Origin of the sequence: Pseudomonas sp. B21-036 (assembly GCF_024748925.1) — a bacterium.
Taxonomy (GTDB): domain Bacteria; phylum Pseudomonadota; class Gammaproteobacteria; order Pseudomonadales; family Pseudomonadaceae; genus Aquipseudomonas; species Aquipseudomonas palmensis.
Genome location: NZ_CP087178.1, coordinates 1,169,149 through 1,189,391, shown reverse-complemented (window position 1 = coordinate 1,189,391; position 20,243 = coordinate 1,169,149). Strand labels below are relative to the sequence as shown.

Annotated in this window: 18 protein-coding genes; 3 read left to right on the top strand and 15 right to left on the bottom strand. The window is 65.0% G+C overall.

Going from position 1 to position 20,243, the window contains the following annotated elements; genetic code table 11:
* Positions 1-3 precede the first annotated feature (3 nt).
* Positions 4-1,374 carry a hypothetical protein gene (locus LOY33_RS05245; protein ID WP_185061908.1) on the top strand — a complete coding sequence of 457 codons (1,371 nt, stop codon included), beginning with the start codon at positions 4-6 and terminating at the stop codon, positions 1,372-1,374.
* A gap of 42 nt (positions 1,375-1,416) precedes the next feature.
* Here the strand turns inward: LOY33_RS05245 and LOY33_RS05240 are convergent, their stop codons facing one another.
* The 5 genes from LOY33_RS05240 to zwf all read right to left on the bottom strand — a co-directional run bounded on the left by LOY33_RS05240 (position 1,417) and on the right by zwf (position 5,931).
* The gene (locus LOY33_RS05240) at positions 1,417-2,151 is read right to left on the bottom strand and encodes a monalysin family beta-barrel pore-forming toxin (protein WP_258662113.1); all 735 of its coding nucleotides are present in this window, start codon (positions 2,149-2,151) and stop codon (positions 1,417-1,419) included.
* A 10-nt stretch (positions 2,152-2,161) separates the two neighbouring features.
* Entirely contained in the window at positions 2,162-2,896 is a 735-nt protein-coding gene (locus LOY33_RS05235) for a monalysin family beta-barrel pore-forming toxin (RefSeq protein WP_157811420.1), read from the bottom strand.
* Between the two features lie 176 nt (positions 2,897-3,072).
* Positions 3,073-3,747: a bifunctional 4-hydroxy-2-oxoglutarate aldolase/2-dehydro-3-deoxy-phosphogluconate aldolase gene (locus tag LOY33_RS05230; RefSeq protein ID WP_043860397.1), complete on the bottom strand. Its 675-nt coding sequence runs from the start codon at positions 3,745-3,747 to the stop codon at positions 3,073-3,075.
* Between the two features lie 17 nt (positions 3,748-3,764).
* The gene (gene pgl / locus LOY33_RS05225; RefSeq protein WP_213606995.1) at positions 3,765-4,478 is read right to left on the bottom strand and encodes a 6-phosphogluconolactonase; all 714 of its coding nucleotides are present in this window, start codon (positions 4,476-4,478) and stop codon (positions 3,765-3,767) included.
* On the bottom strand, positions 4,465-5,931 hold the full coding sequence (gene zwf, locus LOY33_RS05220) for a glucose-6-phosphate dehydrogenase (RefSeq protein WP_213606994.1): 1,467 nt from the start codon (positions 5,929-5,931) through the stop codon (positions 4,465-4,467). The genes pgl and zwf overlap by 14 nt, the downstream gene beginning before the upstream one ends.
* A 214-nt stretch (positions 5,932-6,145) precedes the next feature.
* On the opposite strand from zwf, the gene hexR reads away from it, so the two are divergent.
* Positions 6,146-7,006, top strand: a complete 861-nt coding sequence (gene hexR, locus LOY33_RS05215; protein ID WP_173925072.1) for a DNA-binding transcriptional regulator HexR — start codon at positions 6,146-6,148, stop codon at positions 7,004-7,006.
* Here hexR and LOY33_RS05210 read toward each other — a convergent pair.
* The 10 genes from LOY33_RS05210 to edd form a co-directional block, all read right to left on the bottom strand.
* Positions 6,999-7,853 carry a D-hexose-6-phosphate mutarotase gene (locus LOY33_RS05210; RefSeq protein ID WP_043860393.1) on the bottom strand — a complete coding sequence of 285 codons (855 nt, stop codon included), beginning with the start codon at positions 7,851-7,853 and terminating at the stop codon, positions 6,999-7,001. The genes hexR and LOY33_RS05210 overlap by 8 nt on opposite strands.
* Positions 7,854-7,964: 111 nt before the next feature.
* The gene (locus LOY33_RS05205) at positions 7,965-9,275 is read right to left on the bottom strand and encodes a carbohydrate porin (RefSeq protein ID WP_370409066.1); all 1,311 of its coding nucleotides are present in this window, start codon (positions 9,273-9,275) and stop codon (positions 7,965-7,967) included.
* An 89-nt stretch (positions 9,276-9,364) separates the two neighbouring features.
* Positions 9,365-10,525: an ABC transporter ATP-binding protein gene (locus LOY33_RS05200; protein WP_100633044.1), complete on the bottom strand. Its 1,161-nt coding sequence runs from the start codon at positions 10,523-10,525 to the stop codon at positions 9,365-9,367.
* Positions 10,526-10,528: 3 nt separating this feature from the next.
* On the bottom strand, positions 10,529-11,374 hold the full coding sequence (locus tag LOY33_RS05195) for a carbohydrate ABC transporter permease (protein ID WP_054915077.1): 846 nt from the start codon (positions 11,372-11,374) through the stop codon (positions 10,529-10,531).
* Complete coding sequence (locus LOY33_RS05190; RefSeq protein WP_043860389.1) at positions 11,367-12,275, bottom strand: carbohydrate ABC transporter permease; 909 nt, start codon at positions 12,273-12,275, stop codon at positions 11,367-11,369. The genes LOY33_RS05195 and LOY33_RS05190 overlap by 8 nt, the downstream gene beginning before the upstream one ends.
* Positions 12,276-12,402: 127 nt before the next feature.
* Positions 12,403-13,665 (bottom strand): ABC transporter substrate-binding protein, encoded by a 1,263-nt coding sequence (locus LOY33_RS05185; protein ID WP_123752940.1) that lies wholly within the window; start codon positions 13,663-13,665, stop codon positions 12,403-12,405.
* 110 nt (positions 13,666-13,775) lie between these two features.
* Positions 13,776-15,218, bottom strand: coding sequence for an ATP-binding protein (locus LOY33_RS05180; protein ID WP_196933097.1), 1,443 nt, complete (start codon positions 15,216-15,218; stop codon positions 13,776-13,778).
* 19 nt (positions 15,219-15,237) lie between these two features.
* Positions 15,238-15,993 carry a response regulator gene (locus LOY33_RS05175; RefSeq protein ID WP_054915080.1) on the bottom strand — a complete coding sequence of 252 codons (756 nt, stop codon included), beginning with the start codon at positions 15,991-15,993 and terminating at the stop codon, positions 15,238-15,240.
* An 88-nt stretch (positions 15,994-16,081) separates the two neighbouring features.
* Positions 16,082-17,047 carry a glucokinase gene (locus LOY33_RS05170; protein WP_088514582.1) on the bottom strand — a complete coding sequence of 322 codons (966 nt, stop codon included), beginning with the start codon at positions 17,045-17,047 and terminating at the stop codon, positions 16,082-16,084.
* A complete protein-coding gene (gene edd, locus LOY33_RS05165; protein ID WP_258662092.1) occupies positions 17,044-18,870 on the bottom strand; it encodes a phosphogluconate dehydratase in 1,827 nt (608 codons plus the stop codon). The genes LOY33_RS05170 and edd overlap by 4 nt, the downstream gene beginning before the upstream one ends.
* Positions 18,871-19,122: 252 nt before the next feature.
* Here edd and gap point away from each other — a divergent pair, with 252 nt between their 5' ends.
* On the top strand, positions 19,123-20,124 hold the full coding sequence (gene gap / locus LOY33_RS05160; protein ID WP_043860383.1) for a type I glyceraldehyde-3-phosphate dehydrogenase: 1,002 nt from the start codon (positions 19,123-19,125) through the stop codon (positions 20,122-20,124).
* The last annotated feature ends 119 nt before the right edge of the window (positions 20,125-20,243 follow it).

The following is a 20,243-nucleotide window of genomic DNA, read 5'->3' as shown; positions in this document are numbered from 1 at the left end:
GACATGAGACCCAGCAAGCTCATCGGTATCGTCGCCGACAATGCACGCAGTTTCGAGCACGTGCTGCGCGACGCAGAACAACAACTGGCCAGTGCCACCGAGCGCCAGATGGCGCTCGAACAGGACATCCTGACCCGCCTGCGCAGCATCGCGACCCTGCAGCTGGAGCATGCCCCGTCGCTGCAGGACGAGGTGGTTCAGGCCCTGCACGAACGCCAGCTGGCCCAGGGGCAGTTGCGCCAGCAACTGCTGGAGGTCGAGCAGCAGATCGCCCAGTCGCTGGAGGCGACCGCGCAGGTACAGGAGCGCCTCGACGACCTCGACCGCCAGGCCCGCGACCAACTGGCCCAGGACCCGAACTACACGGCGCAGATGCACCAGCTGGAACAGGCCATCGCCGCCAACCTCGAAACCGTCACCGGGTATGCCGACATTCGCCAGGAGTGTGCCGACAAGCTGCCGATGTTCGGCCGCAACCCGATCTACCACTTCCTGCGTGATCGCGATTTCGGTACCGAACAGTATCGGTTGGGCCGCATCAGCCGCTGGCTCGATGGCTGGCTGGCCAGGCAGGTCGACTACAGCGGCAACCGCAGCAACGAGCTGAACCTGCTCAACATGCAGCAGCGCAACGAGGCACTGCAGCTCGAACGCGACGCGCACATTGCCGCGCTGGAGCAAAGCACCGGCCAGCAACTGGCCGACGCCCAGCAGCAGGCAGGCATGGAGCCGCTGCGCGAAGCGCACAAGGCGTTGTACAAGCAGACCGTGGCCAGCAAGCAGCAGGCCAACGACATTCACGCGCAACTGACCGCATTCACCCACAACCAGGACCCGCACTACCTGCGTGCCCGCCAGTGGCTCACCGACCAGTTGCAGGCCAAGAGCATCGAGCAACTGCTCGAGCAGGTGAAGAAGACCCCCGATACCGCAGACGACCAGATCGCCTTGCAGCTGCAGCGGCTGTACCCGCAGGTCGACGGCGTGGAACGGGCACTGGCCGAGGCGCGCCAGACCCATGGCCTGGCCCAGCAGTCCTATGACCGGGCCAAGGAGCTGGAGCGCGCGCTGCGCACCGACTTCTTCCGTGACGACGGCTATCAGTACAAGGCAACGCTGGGCATCGAACGCCTGCTGTCGGACTACATGACCCGCGATGTCACCCTGGGCTATCTGGTCGGGACCATCCGCGAACACCGCGAGCTGGTGCCGCGCGTCGCCGTCGAGCGCAGCTCGTACAGCAGTAGCAGCTCGGGGTCGAGCTGGAGCAGCTCCAGTTCCAGCAGTTCGAGCAGCAGCTCCAGCAGCAGTGGCGGCTTCTCCAGCTCCGACAGCAGCGGGGGCGGCGGCTTCAGGACCTCGGACAGCTTCTGATGGCATGCACGCTGGCCTGCCGACGCAGGCCAGCGCGGCGCATCACCCGCGCGGGTAGCGCTCGTTCACGCTGAAATCGAAGCGCCAGCAGCCCGCGTTTTTCCGGGAACTGTAGTGCTCGAACAACACCTTTTTCTGCAGTTCGTCCCAGCCGAGCGGGTCCACCGAGGCCTCCTCCAGCACCGTGACCAGCGTGTCGGTGGCAACCGACGACAGGTAGATCAGGTCTTCGCGCATCACCTGCGCGTCGGCATCGAGAATCGGCAGCACCTTGTTGTGCTCGAAGTAGTAATCGATCTCCGACGCGCCCATCACACAGTGCGCATACAGGATGTGCACCTGATAGGCATAGAACACCCCGGGGCCGACCAGCTTGCGGGTATGCTTCTGGGTGGTGGAGTCGTTCCAGCTTTGCTCAGCCTGGAACGATACCCGGACCTCTGAACTCACCCCCACGCCCTTGAATTCCAGCTGCACGCCACCGGACACTTCGGTGGTACGGCTGAAGCTTCGGGTAAAGCCATGGGTGACCTCGAAGGTGCGTTCATCCTCGCCGTTGCTCGGTACCTGGACGGTGCCGACATGCTCCACGTAAGCGGCGACCGGCACCGAATACATGTCCCACCACCGCTTGCCGTCGAACATCTGGCCGAACTCGGTGGCATCCTTTATCCAGCAGGCCTGGCGTACCTTGTCACCGCCAAAGAGGTACTTGTCGATGTGGTAGCTCCCGCGCTGTGCGGGGGAGTCGGCGCCAAACACGTTGTCTTCACTCATGACGGTTCCCTCAGTACTTGTAGTGAATCTTCTGGCTTGCGGAAAAATCGAACGACCAGGCGCCGGCATTGCATTCAACCTCGTAACCTTCGGTCAGCACCTTGCGCTGCAGGGCATCCCAGGCAATCGGAGGGGTGGCCGCGGCATCGGCCACCGCCACATACACGGCCGTGCTGATGGCCGACAGGAAGTACAGGTCGGTACGCCCCTGCGTGGCCAGCGTCTTGCTGGTGCGAAACGCCTTGCTCAGCTGTCCGGCCGAGGTCGCGCAATGGGCATACACCAGGTTCATCTGATAGATGGCGAACACCCCGCTGCCGGGCAGCAGCAGCGTCAGGCGGTTGTCGTTCGGCGCCCCCCAGGCGATGTCGTCAACAAAGCCGGTATGCAGGCTGGACAGGATATTGACCCGCTCGATGGCCGACGACACCGAATAGGGCGCGTCCACTTCACGGATGAACTGCTTGCTGTGGCCCTGGGCAAAGGTGATGGCATGGCGCTGGTTGCTCAGGCCGTTGAGCCGCAGGGTATCCACCGCTGACAGGTAGGCGAACACCGGTCGGGTGTAGGTGGCCCAGGCACTGGAGCCAATGCGGATATCGCCGTAGACGGTCTTGCCGTTGACCCAGCAGCCGGGTGCCAGGCGCTTGCCGCCGATCAGGTGGCGCTCGAGCGAATAGGACCCGGTCTTGACCGCGTAGCCGCTGAGTCGCGGGTTTGTAGCGTGTTCGATTTCGTCGTCCAAGGTATGCACTCCCTGCAGAAAACCCATGAGTTTTCGATACTAGGGAGGCCGCGACAGGCTCGGCAGCGGGACGTGCTTCCTGGATGGGCAGCGGCCTTGCCGGTCAATGGCGCCGGCAAAAAAAAAGGTGCGCCGACCAAGCGCACCTCAAAGCCGTACAGCACACAACGAATTCTCTAGTCCAGCAACGCCAGCGCCTGGGCACTGCACGCCTGCACGCGTGCCCACTCGCCGTTCTTGATCCAGCTGCTGTCGAGCATCCAGGTTCCGCCCACGCACATCACATTGGCCAGGGCCATGTACTGCTTGACGTTGCCCGGGTTGACCCCGCCGGTGGGGCAGAAACGCACCTCGCCGAACGGCCCGCCGAATGCCTTGATCGCCGCCGCCCCGCCGCTGATCTCGGCCGGGAACAGCTTGAAGCGCCGATAGCCCAGCGCGTAGCCCATCATGATCTCCGAGGCGCTGCTGATGCCCGGCAACAGTGGCAACGGGCTCTCGACCCCCGCCTCCAGGATGTCCTGGGTGCACCCCGGCGTGACCACGAACTGCGCACCGGCCTGTTCCACCGCCGCCAGCATGCTGCGGTCGAGCACCGTACCGGCACCGACGCACAGCTCCGGGCGCTGTTCGCGCAGCAGGCGGATGGCGGTCAGGCCGTGTTCGGAACGCAGCGTCACCTCGAGCGTCTTCAGCCCCCCGGCCGCCAGCGCATCGGCCAGCGGCAGGATGTCCTGCTCGCGGGCGATGGTGATCACCGGCAGAATGCGTGCCTGGCCGCAGATGCGGTCGATCAGGGCAATCTTGTCGGCCATGGAAATGCCCGGCTGTGAAGGTTCAAGGGTTGTCATAACGGCGTGTCCTTGGTTCATGGGCACCAGTAGATTTCCAGGGGGTCTTGAAGAAAGGCGCGAATCGGCATCTGCGCCGGGTCGTCACCGCCCAGCGCGGCGCGCAGGGTAGCGAGTTTGCCCGGCCCTTGCACCGACAACAGTGTCGCACCTGCACCGGCCAGCACACGCCGGGTCAGGGTCAGGCGCTGATGCGGCACGCTCGGCGCCAGCATCGGCAGTACCCGGCGCTGGCTCTGGGCCTGCAGGCCCTCGGCCAGGTTGGGGCTGCCCGGAAACAGCGAGGCGGTGTGACCGTCATCGCCCATGCCCAGCACCAGCACATCGATCGGCGGCAGTTGGGCAAGCGCCTGGTCCGCCTGCTCGGCAGCGGCTTCGAGGCTCGCGGCGGGACGGTACAGGCCGACGAACCGCGCCTTGGCCGCCTCGCCCTGCAACAGGTGCTGCGCCACCAGGCCGGCATTGCTGTCGGCATGTTCTACCGGCACCCAGCGCTCGTCCGCCAGGCTGACCACCACCCTGGACCAGTCCAGCGGCTGCCTGGCCAGGCGCTGGAAGAACGCCACCGGGCTGCGCCCGCCCGACACCACCAGGGTGGCCTGGCCGTTTTCGTCCATCGCCGTGCGCAACCGCTGCGCCACATCCACAGCGAGGCCCTCGGCCAGGCGCGCCGCATCGGCAAACTCATGTGCCGTCACGCTCACCGGCAGTTGCAGTTCAGATATCGCCATACCATGCCCTCCCATCGCGGGTAATCAGTGCTATCGAGCTCATCGGCCCCCAGGTGCCCGCCGCATACGGCTTGGGCGCATCACCGGAGTGTTTCCAGCCGGCGATCAACTGGTCGCACCATTTCCACGCATATTCGATTTCATCCTTGCGTACAAACAGGTTCTGGTTGCCGCGCATCACTTCCAGCAGCAGGCGCTCGTAGGCATCCGGAATGCGTGCGCTGTGCCAGGTATCGGAAAAATTCAGCTGCAACGGGCCGCTGCGCAGTTGCATCCCCTTGTCCAGGCCCTGCTCCTTGGTCATTACCCGCAACGAAATGCCTTCGTCCGGCTGCAGGCGGATGATCAGCTTGTTGCCGATCTGCAAACGTTGTTCCGCCGCGAAGATGTAGTGCTGCGGCTCCTTGAAATGGATGACGATCTGCGACAGTTTCTGCGGCATGCGCTTGCCGGTGCGCAGGTAGAACGGCACCCCGGCCCAGCGCCAGTTGCGGATATCGGCCCGCAGCGCGACGAAGGTTTCGGTGTCGCTCTGGGTATTGGAGTTGTCTTCCTCGAGGTAGCCGGGCACAGCCCGCCCCTCGCTGTAGCCCGCTATGTACTGGCCACGCACCACCTGGGTGCTCAGGCCCTCGCCGCTGATCGGTGCCAGTGCCTTGAGCACCTTGACCTTCTCGTCGCGAATGCTGTCGGCCGAGAGGTCGCTGGGCGGGTCCATGGCGATCAGGCACAGCAACTGCAGCAGGTGGTTCTGGATCATGTCGCGCAGTTGCCCGGCCTTGTCGAAGTAGCCCCAGCGGCCCTCGATGCCGACCTTCTCGGCCACGGTGATTTCCACGTGGGAGATGGAGTTCTGGTTCCACTGGGTTTCGAACAGGCTGTTGGCAAAGCGCAGGGCAATGAGGTTCTGCACCGTCTCCTTGCCCAGGTAATGGTCGATGCGATACACGCGGTTTTCGGGGAAGTACTGCGCCACCGCGTCATTGACCCTGCGCGACGACTCCAGGTCATGGCCGATGGGCTTTTCCAGCACCACGCGGGTGCGCTCGCTCAGGCCGACCTTGTCGAGGTTCTCGCAGATGCCGCCGTACACCGCCGCGGCGGTGGCGAAATAGGCGATCAGTGGCGCGTCGGGTTGTACCTGTTCGAGCAGCGCCGGGTAGTCCTGAGCCTGAAGAAAATCCACATGCAGGTAGCTCAGGCGCGCCATGAAGCGCTGCAGGGCCAGGGCCTCGATATCGCTGCCCACGTGCTTGTGCAGGTGCGCCTCGATCGTCGCCAGGTGCTCCTGCGGGCTGCCGGCTTCGCGGGCCAGTGCCAGCACGCGGGTCTGCTCATTCAGCAGGCCCGCGCGATCGAGCTGGTACAACGCCGGGAACAGCTTGCGCAACGCCAGGTCGCCCAGGGCGCCGAACAGGGCAAAGGTGCAGGGTTCAACGGTGATCGAAGCCATGATGTTGGTTCTTTTATCAAGTTGACGTAGAAATACCGGTTTCAATCGCAGTTTTCAAGGACTAATGTAGTAAAACTAACAACATATTGCCGTGTATACAGAATCAAGTGGTGCGCCAACCGTGCCATCAGTACGATAGGCCACCGCGTAAAAAGCCGTCTGCCCGTGGCAGCCGGCGGCCTCCCCGACCCAAGGACATACCCCCATGGACCGCGTGCGAAACCTCCTGGAGCAGATCCAGGGCCGCCTCGACGAGCTGAACAAGGCTGAGCGCAAAGTCGCCGAAGTCATCCTGGCCAACCCGCAGCAAGCCACCCGCTTCAGCATCGCGGCGCTGGCCCAGGCAGCCAAGGTCAGCGAACCCACCGTCAACCGCTTCTGCCGTTCGTTCGGCGTCAGCGGCTACCCCGAGCTCAAGCTGCAACTGGCGCAGAGCCTGGCCAGCGGCGCCGCCTATGTCAGCCGTGCGGTAGAAGCCGACGACGACCCTGCATCCTATACCCAGAAGATCTTCGGCAGCGCCATCGCCTCGCTCGACAGTGCCTGCCAGCAGCTCGACCCGCAACTGGTCAGCCGCGCCGTCGACATGCTGATCCAGGCGCGTCAGATCCACTTCTTCGGCCTGGGCGCCTCGGCCCCGGTGGCACTGGACGCACAGCACAAGTTCTTCCGCTTCAACCTCGCCGTGTCGGCGCATGCCGACGTGCTGATGCAGCGCATGCTGGCCTCGGTGGCCCATACCGGCGAGCTGTTCGTGATCATCTCCTACACCGGGCGCACCCGCGAACTGGTCGAAGTGGCGCGCCTGGCGCGGGAAAACGGCGCTTCGGTGCTCGGCCTCACCGCTGCCGACTCGCCACTGGCCAAGGCCAGCAGCCTGAGCCTAAACATCCCGCTGCCTGAAGACACCGACATCTACATGCCGATGACCTCGCGCATTATCCAGCTGACCGTGCTCGACGTGCTGGCCACCGGCATGACCCTGCGCCGTGGCGTGGACTTCCAGCCGCACCTGCGCAAGATCAAGGAAAGCCTCAACGCCAGCCGCTACCCGATCGACGACGAACTCAATTGAGCGAATGCGCCTGCAACTGCAGGTGCGCCCGCTCCCCCGGCGCCAGGCTGAGGCTGTCGCTGCTGCCACTGGCGGCCTCGACGCAGATGAAGCCCTGGGTCTCGCTGCCGCTCACGCCCATCAGCGGCCGGCTGCCCGGATGCCACACCACGGTGTCGTCGCTGTCGCCGGTATCGATGCACAGCTGACGCTGCCAGGCCGGGTCGTTGACCTGCAGGGTCGCAGCATTCTGGAACACCCGCTGACAGCCGCCCTGCACTTTCAAGGCGCCCTTCTGCTGGCATGCCTGACGCCTCAGATGATCGTACCCCCTCGCATTCTCGAGCCCAGATAGCGCTATCTCGGAAACGTCACTAATACGCCAGTAGGCCAGCAGAGCATGACTCAACTGGCATGGCAGGCTGTCCTGGTGCTCGGTGCTCAGTTGCAACTGCATGCGCTGGCCCAGGTTGGCCACCAGGTCGACCTGCCAGTCGCACAGTTGCAGGCGCCACGTGAGGGTCACACCCTCGTCGCTTTCGCTGCTGTCGATCAGTTTCCAGTCGAGCAGGCGCGCCCAGCCGTGGGCCGGCCACATGTCTTCACTGGGGTGACGGCCGTACCAGGGCCAGCACACCGGCACACCGCCACGAATGGCGCCGACCTGCGGCCACTGCGCCGCGCACCACAGCCACGGGCGTTCGCCACGGGGCTGGAAGTGCAGCAGTTGCGCGCCCTGGCGACTGAACACCGCCTGGCACTGGGGGTGATCGATGATCAGCACGTCGCGCTGCTGGTAACGCTCCCACTCGAAGGTCGGTCGCGGCCGCTGCGAGGTGAAGAAGCGTTGAAGCGGGTGCTCGGACATGTTTCGGGACTCTTGTTGTTAGGGGGGCCTGTTCGCCGGCAACGCCGGCTCCTACAGAAGTCGACCTTGCCGGCAAAACGCCGAATTGGCGTAAATTTACAACATATCCCCTCAGAACGACGACTGAATCTTCAGCCCGGCGACGACCGCGTTGTCCACCTCGCTCACCCCGCCCGGGTGACGGATGTACTGAAGGTTGGGGCGCACGGTCAGCCAGTTGGTCACGTGCACGCCGTAGTACAGCTCGGCGTTGTACTCGGTACGCTGGATCGGCACGAAGCCCATGTCGTTGTAGTCATCGATACCGCTGACCCCATTGAGCTGCTGCGCACGCTTCTTCACGTCATCGTTGACATGAATGCGCGCCACGCCGAAGCCGATGTCGTCCTTGGGCCGCGAATCGAAGGCGCCCTTGTACACCATGCCCACCTGCTGGTAGTTGTCGACCACGTTGGTGGCCTTGTCGTGCACGGTAAAGTTGGCGAACAGGCTCAGGCCGCGATTGGCATCGCCGTTGTGCGCAGTAACCTGCTGCTGCGCCACCACCCACCAGCCATGCTTGCTCGAATGCGACTTGGGGTCTGCGCCAGTCAGGCCCTGGGGTTGGCCATTGACGTCCTCGTAGATGTCATCGGCCTTGGCAGTGCTGTAGTAGTAACCCAGGCGGTACTCGCCGGGCAGGCCGTTGACCCTGGGGGCCCACACCAGCTCCACCGGCAGGATCATGCCCTTGGTGCCGCTGCCGCTGAGCTTGAAGCCATTGCCCGTCTCAAGGTTCGAAGGGTTCTGCTCGAACACCCCGACCTGGGCGAAGAACTCCGGCGTGAGGTTGTATTTGGCGCGCAACGCCCACTGGCTGACCGGCCAGTTGTACCAGATGCTGCCCACCCAGTTGCCCACCTGCGAGCCGCAGAAGGCCAGGTTCTGGAAATCGCAGGGGAAGCTGTTGAACTCCTCGCCCGGGCCGAAGCGCCCCGCCTTGAGGTCGAGCTTGCCGTCGAAGTAGGTCTGCTTGACCCACATCTGGGTCAGGCGCCAGGTCTGCCCGCGGCCCCACACCTCCTGCACCGAGCTGAACTGCCCGGCCCGAGGGTCGCTGATGCGGTCGTTGGACAGGTTGCGCCCGCTGCGCTCGGTGATCGCCAGCTTGAACTCGGCGTCGTGCCAACCCAGGATCTTCTCCAGGTCCATCTTCACACCCAGGGCGAACTGGTCGCTGTAGCGCGCCGTCTTGTCGTTGTTGTAGCCACCCTTCAGGTTGCCGGCAACCTCGCCCACGTAATCCAGCGAAAAATCGTAGCCCTTGTCCAGCAACTCGGTGCGTGTGCCGCCCCAGTCGCCACTCATCCACTTCGACTCCGGGTCGAAGGCGCCGGCAGCGTGCGCCCCGCAACTGACCCCGAAGGCCGCCAGCAGGGTCATGCAGCCCCGCGGCAAAACACGTTTGAAATGATCCATCCCCTGTGTCCTCGTCTTATTGTTTTCGATGGTGTCCATGCTTTACAACGAATTCAGCGGCCCCTGAATTGGGCAATGTTGTCGGTGCCGACCGTATCGACCGGTGCACGCCCGCGCCCCAGCCGTTCGCCCGTTTCTGCATCGAACAGCAGCACCCGCGCAGGATCGAACTGCAAGCTCAGGCTTTCGCCGACCTGCGGCGCGAACTCCGGTGCCAGTCGGCAGCACACCTTGGTCTGGTTGAGGGTCACGAACACCAGGGTGTCCGGCCCGGTCGGCTCGGTGACCTGCACCTGGGCGCGAATGCTCGGCAGGCCATTGCCTTCGACCGCCGCCAGGCTGATCTGCTCCGGGCGAATGCCCAGGATCACCTCGCGCGCCTCCAGCCCCGCCTCGCCGATGCCCAGTGGTAGCTCGCAGCGCCCCTGGCCGCTGTCGAGCAGGGCCAGCAGGCGACCCTCCTGGCGTTGCAGGCGCAAGGGTATGAAGTTCATCGGCGGCGAGCCGATGAAACTCGCCACGAACAGGTTGGCCGGGTCGTTGTAGATCTGCTGCGGGGTGCCGAACTGCTGGATCAGCCCATCCTTCATCACCGCCACCTTGTCGCCCAGGGTCATGGCCTCGATCTGGTCGTGGGTCACGTACACCGTGGTGGTCTTCAGGCGCTGGTGCATCAGCTTGATCTCGGTGCGCATCTCCACCCGCAGCTTGGCGTCGAGGTTGGACAGCGGCTCGTCGAACAGGTAGATCCTGGGCCGACGCGCCAGCGCCCGGCCCATGGCCACGCGCTGCTGCTGCCCACCGGACAGCTGGCCGGGCTTGCGCCCCAGCAGGTGCTCGATCTGCAGCAGCTTGGCCACCCGCGCCACCTCCTCGTCGATGGCCGCCGGGGTCATCTTGCGAATCTTCAGGCCGAAGGCGATGTTGTCGCGCACGTTCATGGTCGGGTACAGCGCATACGACTGGAACACCATGGCGATGTCGCGATCCTTGGGGCTCATGCCACTGATGTCGGCGTCGTCCACCAGAATCGCCCCGCCGCTGATCTGCTCCAGCCCCGCGATGCAGTTCATGAGGGTGGATTTGCCGCAGCCCGAAGGGCCCACCAGGATCAGGAACTCGCCCGAGCCGATCTTCAGCTCGATGTTCTTCAGCGTGTCCGGCAGGCCGCTGCCGTAGGTCTTGTTGACGTTGCGCAATTCAAGCGTTGCCATGTTCTACCCCTTGACCGCGCCGGCGGTGAGCCCACGCAGGAAATACTTGCCAGCCAGCACATAGACCAACAGGGTCGGTAACCCGGCGATCATCGCCGCCGCCATGTCGACGTTGTATTCCTTGGCCCCGGTGCTGGTGTTGACCAGGTTGTTGAGGGCCACGGTGATCGGTTGCGCGTCGCCACTGGCGAACACCACGCCGAACAGAAAGTCGTTCCAGATCTGGGTGAACTGCCAGATCAGGCACACCATGATGATCGGGATCGACATGGGCAGCAGGATGCGCCCGAAGATGGTGAAGAACCCCGCGCCATCCAGCCGCGCCGCCTGCACCAGGGCCTGGGGCACGCTGGTGTAGTAGTTGCGGAAAAACAGCGTGGTGAAGGCCAGGCCGTACACGATGTGCACCAGCACCAGGCCGGTGGTGGTACTGGCCAGGCCCAGCTTGCCGAGGGTGAACGAGGCCGGCAGCAGCACCGTCTGGAACGGCAGGAAGCAGCCGAACAGCAGCAGCCCGAAGAACAGCTGCGAGCCGCGAAAGCGCCACATCGACAGCACGTAGCCGTTGAGCGCTCCCACCAAGGTGGAGATCAGCACCGCCGGCACGGTGATCTTCACCGAGTTCCAGAAATAACCGCCCACCGCGTCCCAGGCCTTCACCCAGCCGATGCCGGTGATCACCTCGGGCCAGCTCAGCAGGTTGCCGGTGCGGATGTCGTCGGGGCTCTTGAAGCTGGTCAGCAGCATCACGATCAGCGGCACCAGGTACACCAGGCAGGCCGCGATCAGGGTGGCGTAGACCGCCAGGCGGCTCAGGCTCGGTCGACGAGCAGCAAGTGAATTACTCATGGCGCTTGCTCCTGAGTTCCGAATACAGGTACGGCACCAGGATCGCCAGGATCGCACCCAGCATCAGGATCGCGCTGGCCGAGCCCATGCCCATCTGGCCGCGGCTGAAGGTGAACGAATACATGAACATCGCCGGCAGGTCCGAAGCGTAGCCCGGGCCACCGGCGGTCATTGCCGCCACCAGGTCGAAGCTCTTGATCGCGATGTGCGCCAGGATCATCAATGCACTGAAGAACACCGGGCGCAGGCTGGGCAGCACGATGCGCAGGTAGATGGTCGGCAGGCTCGCGCCATCGACCTGGGCGGCGCGGATGATCGACGGGTCGACCCCGCGCAGCCCGGCCAGAAACAGCGCCATGACGAACCCCGAGGCCTGCCACACGGCAGCAATCACCAGGCAGTACACCACGCGGTCGGGGTCGACCAGCCAGTCCAGGCGAAAGCCTTCCCAGCCCCAGTCGCGCAGCATCTTGTCCAGGCCAAGGCCGGGGTTGAGCAGCCATTTCCAGGCGGTGCCGGTGACGATCATCGACAGCGCCATGGGGTACAGGTAGACGGTGCGGATAAAGCCTTCGCGGCGGATACGCTGGTCGAGCAGCACCGCCAGCAGCACGCCGACCACCAGGCTGATGCCGATGAACATGCCGCCGAACAGCAGCAGGTTCTTGCTGGCGACCCACCAGCGGTCGTTGTCCATCAGGCGGGCGTACTGGGCCAGGCCCACCCACTTGTAGCTGGGCATGAAGCTTGAATTGGTGAATGACAGGACGAAGGTCCACAGGATGTAGCCGTAGAAGCCCACCAGCACGATCAGCATGCTCGGCGCCAGTACCAGTCGGGGCAGCCAGCGTTGCAATGCGTCGAGGGGTGAGGCCTTGTTGAGGACGGCGATAGTGCTCATCGGAAGGTTCTCGCTTGGAGGTGCGGTGCTGCGCACCGCTTCGCCGGCAAGGCCGGCTCCTACACAGGCAGCGGCGCGGCTCCTGTAGGAGCCGGCCTTGCCGGCGAAGGGGCCCGCGCCTACACCATCATTTAGCCGACTTGATCGCCGAATCCAGCTGCTTGACCGCCTTGGCCGGGTCGGCCTTCGGGTCGTTGAGGAAGTTGGTCACCACATCGAAGATGGCGCCCTGCACCGCCAGGCTGGTGGCCATGTTGTGCGCCATGCTCGGTTGCAGGCCATCGCCCTGCTCGGCCGCCTTGAAGTCCGCGGCGGACTTTTGCGTGCAGGCATCGAACGGGCCCATGTCCATGTCCTGGCGTACCGGCAGCGACCCCTTGTTCTGGTTGAACACGGTCTGGAACGCCGGCTCCAGCGCCACCTTGGCCAGGTCGTTCTGGGCCTTGATGTCGTTCTCGTCCTTGAGCCTGAACATCACCAGCGAGTCGATGTTGTAGGCGAAGCTGCCCTGGGTACCGGGGAACGCTACGCACTCGTAGTCCTTGCCGGCGATCTTGCCCGCAGCGGTCCATTCGCTCTTGGCCCAGTCGCCCATGATCTGCATGCCGGCCTTGCCGTTGATGACCTCGGCGGCCGCAACGTTCCAGTCACGCCCGGCACGGTTGGGGTCCATGTAGGTGCCCAGGCGCTGCAAGGTGCTGAACGCCTCGATCATCTGCGCACCGGTCAGGGTCTTTTCATCCAGCTCGACAAAGGCTGCGTGGTAGCCCTTGGGCCCGAGAATGCTCAGCACCACGTCCTCGAACACGGTACTGTCCTGCCACGGCTGGCCGCCGTGGGCCAGGGGCACGAAGCCGGCAGCCTTGAGCTTGTCGGCGGCGGCGAACAGTTCGTCCAGGGTGGTGGGCACCTTGGCCCCGGCCTTGGCGAACACCTGCGGGTTGATCCACAGCCAGTTGACCCGGTGGATGTTCACCGGCACGGCCACGTAATGACCGTCGTACTTCATGATGTCGGCAACCTTTCTGGGCAGCAGCGCGTCCCAGTCGTTGGCCTTGGCCACATCGTCCAGGTTGGTCAGCAGGCCCAGCGCGCCCCAGTCCTGGATGTCCGGGCCCTTGACCTGGGCAGCGGCTGGCGGGTTGCCGGCCACCGCGCGACTCTTGAGCACGGTCATGGCGGCCGCGCCGCCGCCCCCGGCCACGGCGTTGTCCTTCCACACAAAGCCGTCCTGTTCGATCTGCTTGCGCAGCGTGTCCACGGCCGACTTCTCGCCACCGGACGTCCACCAGTGGGTCACCTCGACCGTGCCGGGCTCGGCAGCCAGGGCGCTCAATGGCAACAGGGAAGCAAGGGAAACAACGGCGGCGAGGCGATTGATCGCATTCATCAAGGGAAACCTTTCTTGTTGTTATGCCGGTGCAAGTCATGCTGCTTGCGCGTGAATCGAAGTCTAGCCACCCCCTGGGGCGGCAGAAGTAACGAAGGGATGCGCGAATGTCACCGACCTGTGACATTCACCCGCTGGCCCGCACTGCGCGGCAGGCTCAGGGTGACCCGCAGGCCGCCTTCGCGCAGGTTGCGCAGGCTCACCTCGCCGCCGTGGCTGTGGGCGATGTTGCGCGCGATGCCCAGCCCCAGCCCGTAGCCCTGCTGCTGGCCGGCCAGGCGCACATGTGGCTCGAACACCTGTTCCTGGCGCTGCTCCGGCACGCCGGGGCCCTCGTCGTCCACCTGCAGCACGAAGCCGGTGGCACTGTCGATGATGCGCAGGTGCGCACGCTCGCCGTACTTGAGCGCGTTGTCGATCAGGTTGCCGATGCAGCGCTTGAGCGCCAGCGGCTTGCCCGGATACGCCGCCAGCGCCCTGCCCTGCACGGTGACGCGCGCACTGGCCAGGTAGGGCTCCACCAGGCAGTCGAGCACCTGGTTGAGGTCGATGGGTTCGATGTTCTCGTGGATGTCGGTGTCCTTCACGCACTGCAGCGCGCCCTTGACCAGCAGCTCCAGCTCGTCCAGGTCACGGCCGAACTTGTGTTGCAGCTGTTCATCCTCCAGCAGCTCGACGCGCAGGCGCAGGCGCGTGATCGGCGTGCGCAGGTCGTGGGAGATCGCGCTGAACAGTTGGCTGCGCTCGGTCAGGTAGCGGCTGATGCGTTCGCGCATGGCATTGAAGGCGCGCCCCACCTCCACCACTTCGCTGCCGCCGCCCTCTACCTCCGGCGGCGCGTCGGCGCCCAGCGACAGCTCCCGCGCCGCGCGTGCCAGGCGCTTGAGCGGACGGGTCTGCCAATGCACCAGCAGGCCGATGAACAGCAGCAGAAAGAAACTGGTCAGTGCGATGAACCCCACCTGCTGGCGCGGCAGGCCCTCGGCCTCGAGGCTGGTGTAGGGCTCGGGCAGCAGCGAGGCGATGTACAGCCATTCGCCCTCGCCCAGGCGGATCTGGGTCACCAGCACCGGCGGGTTGACCGGCTCCAGGGTCAGCGAGTAGTGCGCCCAGGAGCGCGGCAGTTCATCGAGCTTGAGCCCGCTGTTGAACAGACGCAGTTGCTCGGGGCCGACGAACTCCACCGAGATTTCCATCTGCTCGCCCAGGCGCTCGTGCAGCACCTGCTCGAACGCCTCGATCACCGCCTGCTTGCGCGGGGTCACCGGCAGCACCTGCATGTCCAGCGGCCGGTCATTGAGCGACACCACGAAGCGCGTGCCCCCCATGCTGCGCAGCTGGTCCAGCACCAGCGGCCGGTAGGCCAGCGGCAGCGAACGGAAGTAACTGACGCTGGCGGTCATCGAATGCGCCAGGCTGCGCGCGCTGGCCAGCAGCCCTTCGAGCTGGCTGGCGCGCAACTGCGACACCCAGATCACGCTGGACAACCCCTGGGCCGCCGTCACCACCAGCAGGGTCAGCAGCAGCATGCGCCCCAGCAGTGAGCGTGGCAGCGGCAGGCGCCAGCGCCGCTCAGTGCGCGGGCGCAACACTGGCCGCCAGCAGGTAGCCGCTGCCGCGTACGGTGCGGATCAGTCGCGGAGGTTTTTCGGTATCGCGCAGGCGCTGGCGCAGGCGGCTGACCGCCATGTCGACGATACGGTCCAGCGGCATCGGCTCGCGACCACGGGTGGCATTGCCGATGGTGTCGCGGTCGAGGATCTGTTGCGGGTGGTCGAGGAACAGCTTGAGCAGGGCGAAATCGGCGCCAGACAGGATCACCTCTTCGCCGTCGCGGTGGAACAGGCGGTGGCTGACCGTATCCAGGCGCCACTCGTCGAAGGTCAGCACGTCACCGCCGGGGCGTTCATGCATGAAGCCGGCGCGGCGCAGCAGGGCCTTGATGCGGGCTTGCAGCTCGCGGGGGCTGAAGGGTTTGCCCAGGTAATCGTCGGCGCCCAGTTCCAGGCCGATGACGCGATCGGTTTCGTCGGAACTGGCGGTGAGCATGATGATCGGCACCCGCGCCTGACGCGGATGCTGTCGCACCCAGCGGCACAGGCTGAAACCGTCTTCGTCGGGCAGCATCACATCGAGGATCACCAGGTCGGCGCCGTGTGTGTCCAGAGCCTGGCGAAAACCCTGGCCATCGGCCTGGGCCTGCACCTGGAAGCCGCATTTGCTCAGGTAGGCCTGCAGCAGTTCACGGATGTCCTGGTCGTCATCGACCAGCAGAATCGACTTGGTCACGGTTGTTGTCCTTGTCAGTGCATTCCTTGGCGGCCCCATCGCGGGTCAAGCCCGCTCCCACAGGTACGGCATCGAACCTGGTGGGAGCGGGCTTGACCCGCGACAGGGACCGGCCAGTCACTCCAACTCAGGCGTGCTGGGCCAGTGCCTGCTGCAACGCCACTCCCGCCCCTTCCAACCCGGAATACTCCGCCGTCACCAGCCACACCGGCACCCCTTCAAGGTAGGCGCTCATGCAGCCCTTGTCGGCAAAACTCGCGGCAAAGCCGCTGCGCAGGAACAGCTCGGCAAAGCGCGGAATCACCCCGCCCACGATGAACACCCCGCCACGCCCGCCCAGGGTCAGCACATTGTTGCCGGCCACCCGCCCCAGAAAACGGCAGAACTGCTCGATCACCTCCAGCGCCACCGGGTCGTCGTGCAACGCCGCGTCGGTGATCTGGGCCGGCGTGCCCAGCGTGGGGGCATGCCCGTCCAGTGCACAGATGGCGTGGTACAGGCGCAGCAGCCCGCCGCCACTGAGCACGGTTTCGGCGCTGACGTGGCCGGTGTCCAGCGCGATCGCCTGGCGAATCGCCGCCTCGCGCGCACTGCCCACCGGCAGGTCGACATGCCCGCCCTCACCCGGCAGCGCCAGCCAGCGCTGCTCGCCCAGGCCAAGCAAGGTCCCGACACCCAGCCCGGTACCCGGCCCGATCACCACCGCCGGACGGGTGGTGTCCGGCGTGCCGGCGCACACATTGCGCACTTCATCCGGCTGCAGGCGGGTCATGCCCAGCGCCATGGCGGTGAAGTCGTTGATCAGCAGCAGGTGCTCGACCTGCAGGTTGGCGCAGAATGCCTTGCGGCTCAGGCGCCAATGGCTGTTGGTGAAACGAAATTCATCGCCGCTGACCGGCCCGGCCACCGCCAGGCACACCGCCGCCACCTCGCCCTTGGCCAGGCCCTGCGCGGCCAGGTACACGCCGATGGCCTGCTCGGGGCTGGTGTAGTCAGCCGTGGGGAACACCTGCACCGCGTGCAGCGCGTTGTCGCGCCACAACGCGAAGCGGGCATTGGTGCCGCCTATGTCACCGACCAGTGCGACCTTCATTTGAAGTTCTCCAGGGCCGAGGTGAAGGCGCTGGCGCCCTGCTCGGCCGAGCTCAGCGCCACGCGCAGGAAGCCGAACAGCTCGCGCCCGCAGCCCAGGTCATTGCCCAGCGGCGCTGCCGGCAGTTCGCGAGCGGCCAGTTCGGCCGGCTCGACGCGCACCTGCAAGGTGCCGGCCACGCCGTCCACGCGCACGATGTCGCCATCGCGCACCCGCGCCAGCGGGCCGCCATCGAACGCTTCCGGGCACACATGAATGGCCGCCGGAATCTTGCCCGAAGCCCCCGACATGCGCCCGTCGGTCACCAACGCGACCTTGAAGCCGCGGTCCTGCAGCACACCCAGGAACGGGGTCATCTTGTGCAGTTCGGGCATGCCGTTGCAGCGCGGGCCCTGGAAGCGCACCACGGCGACGAAATCGCGCTCCAGCTCGCCGGCCTTGAACGCATCGGCCAGTTCCTGCTGATCGTGGAACACCCGCGCCGGGGCTTCGACCACCTGGTGCTCGGCCGCCACCGCAGACACCTTCATCACCCCACGGCCAAGGTTGCCTTGCATCACCCGCAGGCCGCCCTCGGCGGAGAACGGGTTGGCCACCGGACGCAGGATGCTTTCGTCAAGGCTGGCCTCGGGGCCTTCGCGCCATACCAGCCTGCCGTTGTCCAGGAACGGCTCCTGGGTATAACGGCGCAGGCCGGGGCCGGCCACGGTGTTCACGTCTTCGTGCAGCAACCCGGCATCGAGCAGCTCGCGGATCAGGAAGGCCATGCCGCCCGCCGCCTGGAAGTGGTTGATGTCGGCCTTGCCGTTGGGGTACACGTGCGACAGCGTCGGTACCACCTCGGACAGGTCGGCCATGTCCTGCCAGGTCAGCTGGATGCCGGCCGTCTGGGCAATCGCCGGCATGTGCAGGGTATGGTTGGTGGAGCCGCCGGTGGCGTGCAGCGCGACGATGGAGTTGACCAGCGACTTCTCGTCGACGATCTCGCCCAGCGGCATGAAGTTGCCACTGGCCCTGGTCAGGCGCGTGACCTGCTGTGCGGCCTCGACGGTGAGCGCATCGCGCAGCGGCGTGTACGGGTTGACGAACGAGGCACCGGGCAGGTGCAGGCCCATTACTTCCATCAGCAACTGGTTGGTATTGGCCGTGCCGTAGAAGGTGCAGGTACCGGGGCTGTGGTAGGACTTCATTTCCGACTCCAGCAGCTCTTCGCGACTGGCCTTGCCCTCGGCGTAGCGCTGGCGCACGTCGGCCTTTTCCTTGTTGGAGATACCCGAGGGCATCGGCCCGCCCGGCACGAACAGCTGGGGCAGATGGCCAAAGCGCAGCGCCCCCATCAACAGGCCCGGCACGATCTTGTCGCAGATACCCAGCAGCAGCGCCGCGTCGAACATGTTGTGCGACAGCGCAATCGCGGTAGACATGGCGATCACTTCACGGCTGGCGATGCCCAGCTCCATGCCCGGTTCACCCTGGGTGACGCCGTCGCACATGGCCGGCACCCCGCCGGCAAACTGGCCCACCGAGCCGATTTCGCGCAGCGCCTGCTTGATCTGCTGGGGGAAGTGCTCGTAGGGCTGGTGCGCCGAGAGCATGTCGTTGTAGGCCGAGACGATGGCAACGTTGGCCGCGTTCATCATGCGCAGGCTGTGCTTGTCGTCGCTGCCGCAGCCGGCCACGCCATGGGCGAAGTTGGCGCATTGCAGCTTGGCGCGCATCGGGCCGTCGCTGGCCGCCCCGCGAATCAACTGAAGGTAGCGCTCGCGGGTAGGACGGCTACGGGCGATCAGCCGTTCGGTGACCTCAAGAATGCGCGGATGCATGTACTGGACTCCAGGCTAAGGGGCAGCAACCTCTGCGGCGGTTTCCCTTACAAACGATTGCGACCTAGGCTCAAGGCAGGGGCGCGAATGTCGGTGGGTAACGGCTTGGCCGGTCACTCGTTGTAGATTGAACAAAATACTGCCAGCAAAAAGGCTTGTTTTCTATTTTTTTACGAATAATCTTGTAATTCCAACAACAAAATCAGATTCAGGCTCTTTCCGGGGCTCAGACAGTCTGCCAGAGGTAGCTCCATGACATTACGTATCGCAATCAATGGTTTTGGCCGCATCGGCCGCAACATTCTTCGCGCACTGTATACCCAAGGCTACCGTCAGGACCTGCAGGTCGTCGCCATCAACGACCTGGGCGACAGCTCGATCAATGCGCACCTGCTCAAGTACGACAGCGTGCACGGGGCATTCGATGCACAGGTTCACAGCGATGGCGAGAGCATCACGGTCAACGGCGACCGAATTGCCGTCAGCGCGATTCGCAACCCTGCCGAGCTGCCGTGGCAGGCGCTGGGTGTGGACGTGGTGTTCGAATGCACGGGCCTGTTCACCGAGCGCACCCGGGCCGCGGCCCATCTTACTGCCGGGGCACGCAAAGTCATCATCTCGGCCCCTGGCAAGGGCGTGGACGCAACGGTGGTGTACGGGGTCAACCACGACATCCTGCGCCCCTCGCACCAGATCATCTCCAGTGCTTCGTGCACCACCAACTGCCTGGCGCCGGTGGCGCAGGTACTGCACCGCGAACTGGGCATCGAACAGGGCCTGATGACCACCATCCATGCCTACACCAACGACCAGAGCCTGACCGACGTGTACCACAGCGACCCGTACCGGGCGCGGGCGGCCACCCAGTCGATGATCCCGAGCAAGACCGGCGCAGCCGAGGCCGTGGGCCTGGTGTTGCCGGAACTGGCCGGCAAGCTGACCGGCATGGCCGTGCGGGTGCCGGTGATCAACGTGTCGCTGGTGGACCTGACCCTGAACGTGACACGCGAGGCCAGCGTGGAAGAGGTCAATGCGCTGATGAAAGAGGCCAGCCAGCACTCGAAGATCCTCGGTTACAACACCCTGCCGCTGGTGTCGTGCGACTTCAACCACAACCCGCTTTCGTCGATCTTCGACGCCAATCACACCAAGGTGGCCGGCAAGATGCTCAAGGTGATGGCCTGGTACGACAACGAATGGGGCTTTTCCAACCGCATGCTGGACAACTGCCTGGCGCTATGGGAGGCGCGATAGTCTCAAGTCTCAAGCCGCAAGCTTCAGGCGGCAGGCAAGCCGGGGGGTAAGCCTGCTTTTCCTCCTGCCGCCTGGCGCTGAAAGCTTGCCGCTGCTTTTCCCCCTTGACCAACAGCATT